The organism is Micromonospora sp. 4G55 (genome assembly GCF_016803375.1).
Genome location: NZ_JAEVHN010000856.1, coordinates 1 through 2,274, shown reverse-complemented (window position 1 = coordinate 2,274; position 2,274 = coordinate 1). Strand labels below are relative to the sequence as shown.

The following is a 2,274-nucleotide window of genomic DNA, read 5'->3' as shown; positions in this document are numbered from 1 at the left end:
CCCGCCCCGAGGCGGTCGATCCGGCGCTGCGCGCCCCGGACCTGCTCTCCCTGCGGATCACCGTGCCGCTCCCCGATCCCGCGCTGCGCCGCGAGCAGCCTCACGTCGCTGACCCGGCAGGTGCCACTGGCCGAGGACGTCCGGCTGGACGAGGTCGCCGGTCGTACCCCCGGTTCGTCGCCGCCGACCTGGCCGCGCTGGTCCGCACCACCTCCCGCCCCGAGGCGGTCGATCCGGCGCTGCGCGCCCCGGACCTGCTCTCCCTGCGGATCACCGTGCCGCTCCCCGATCCCGCGCTGCGCCGCGAGCAGCTCACCGTGCTGACCCGGCAGGTGCCACTGGCCGAGGACGTCCGGCTGGACGAGGTCGCCGGTCGTACCCCCGGTTTCGTCGCCGCCGACCTGGCCGCGCTGGTCCGCGAGGCCGGGGTCCGCGCGGCCCTGCGACAGAAGGCCGTCGAGCGGCCGACCGTGGCGATGGCCGATTTCACGGCGGCGCTGGAGGTGGTCCGGCCGACCACGATGGCCGCGTCCACCCTGGAGCTGGCCTCGGTCACCCTGGACGACGTCGGCGACCTGGTCGAGGTGAAGCAGACCCTCACCGAGTCGGTGCTGTGGCCGCTGACCTATCCGGACACCTTCGCCCGGCTGGGCGTGCAGCCGCCCCGGGGCGTGCTGCTCTACGGGCCGCCCGGATGCGGCAAGACCTACCTGGTGACGGCGTTGGCCGGGTCGGGCCGGGCGAACGTGCTGTCGGTGAAGGGCGCGGAGCTGCTCTCCAAGTGGGTCGGCGAGAGCGAACGCGCCGTCCGGGAGCTGTTCCGCCGGGCCCGCGAGGCCGCGCCCACGCTGGTCTTCCTCGACGAGGTGGACGCGCTGGCCCCGGTGCGCGGCCAGGCCAGCGACGGGGGTACGACCGACCGGGTGGTCGCCGCGCTCCTCACCGAGCTGGACGGGGTGGAGGCGCTGCGCAACGTGGTGGTGGTCGCCGCGACCAACCGGCCGGACCTGGTCGACCCCGCACTGCTGCGCCCCGGGCGGCTGGAACGGCTGGTCTACGTGCCGCCGCCGGACGGTCCCGCGCGGGCCGAGATCCTGCGCGCCGCGTCCCGGACCGTGCCGCTCGCGCCGGACGTGGACCTCGCCGCGCTCGGCGGGGAGCTGGACGGCTTCTCGGCGGCGGACTGCGCCGCGCTGGTCCGGGAGGCCGCGCTGGCCGCGATGCGCGAGTCGCTGGCCGCGTCCACGGTCACCGCCGCACACGTGGCCACGCCCGGCGGCGGGTGCGCCCCTCACTCGACGCCGGCGCAGGTGGCCTGGCTGGCGGCGTACGCGGAGAAGCAGGCGGCCCGCTGACGGGCACCCGTCGAGGACGTCCGGGGCGTCAGTCGGTGGGCAGCAGCGGGCCCAGCGGGCCGAGGTCGAGGTTGAGGTCCTCGGGGGCGAGGTCGAAGTACTCGCGCAGCTCGGTCATCTGCGCCTCCAGCGCCATCAACGTGGCGCCCACCCGTTCGATCTGCTCCTCGGTGAGGTCGCCGAGGTCGACGCGGCGCAGCGCCTGCCGTTCCATCAGCTGCCGCAGCAGCTCGATCACGGTGAGCACGAGGCTGGCCAGCCCCCGCTCGACGGAGTCCCGGTCGACGGCGAGCCGCCGGTCCAGCGGCGTCACCCGGGGGGGCCTGCCAGGCGGCCGTCTCGCCGAGGGCCGCGGCCAGGTCGGCGGCCTCGTCCCGGCGCGGCCCCGGCCCGGTCACCCGACCTCCCCGGGCAGCACCACGACACCGGGCGACCCGAGCGGATCGGGCAGCTCGGGTGGGGTGAGCGCGCCGACCGACGCGACCAGCGCGCGCAGCGAGATGCGGACCAGGTCGATGTCGGCGATGGCCAGGGTGATGTCGCCGGAGATCACCACGCCGGTGGCGAGCACCCGGTCGAGCAGGTCGACCAGCGCCACCGGGCGGTAGGCCAACGGGTCGTCGGCACTGCTCGGGGCGAGCGAGGTGGTCACCACGCCGGCTCCCGCACGGTCTGCACGGGCTCTGCCGGGCCCTCCGCCACAAAGGAGTACGGCGGCCACGGGCCGGTCAGCTCCAGCCGGATCTCCGGGTGCCGGTCGGCGAGTTCCCGGACCAGCGCGGCGAAGCCCCCCACCCCGGCGGTCTCCACCAGGTACGCGCCGTTGAGCACCATGGCGGTCGGCGCGCCGGAGAGCCGCCGGTCCTGGGGAGCGTGCCGGCGCGCGGCGGCGACGTACCCGGCGAGGGCGGCGTGCACC

Annotated in this window: 3 protein-coding genes and 1 pseudogene; 1 reads left to right on the top strand and 3 read right to left on the bottom strand. The window is 76.3% G+C overall.

All coding sequences use genetic code 11. The annotated features are described in order from the left end of the window. Positions 1-191: 191 nt before the first annotated feature. Positions 192-1,355 (top strand): annotated as a pseudogene (locus JNW89_RS35225) (AAA family ATPase); the annotation flags it as partial. Positions 1,356-1,383: 28 nt separating this feature from the next. Here the strand turns inward: JNW89_RS35225 and JNW89_RS35220 are convergent. From JNW89_RS35220 to JNW89_RS35210, 3 genes are all read right to left on the bottom strand, one after another. Then, positions 1,384-1,668 (bottom strand): gas vesicle protein K, encoded by a 285-nt coding sequence (locus tag JNW89_RS35220; RefSeq protein ID WP_238452315.1) that lies wholly within the window; start codon positions 1,666-1,668, stop codon positions 1,384-1,386. Between the two features lie 81 nt (positions 1,669-1,749). Further along, positions 1,750-2,010 carry a gas vesicle protein gene (locus tag JNW89_RS35215; RefSeq protein WP_238452314.1) on the bottom strand — a complete coding sequence of 87 codons (261 nt, stop codon included), beginning with the start codon at positions 2,008-2,010 and terminating at the stop codon, positions 1,750-1,752. After that, the coding region (locus tag JNW89_RS35210) for a GvpL/GvpF family gas vesicle protein (protein WP_238452313.1) at positions 2,004-2,274 on the bottom strand (271 nt) is incomplete at its 5' end. The genes JNW89_RS35210 and JNW89_RS35215, both read right to left, overlap by 7 nt.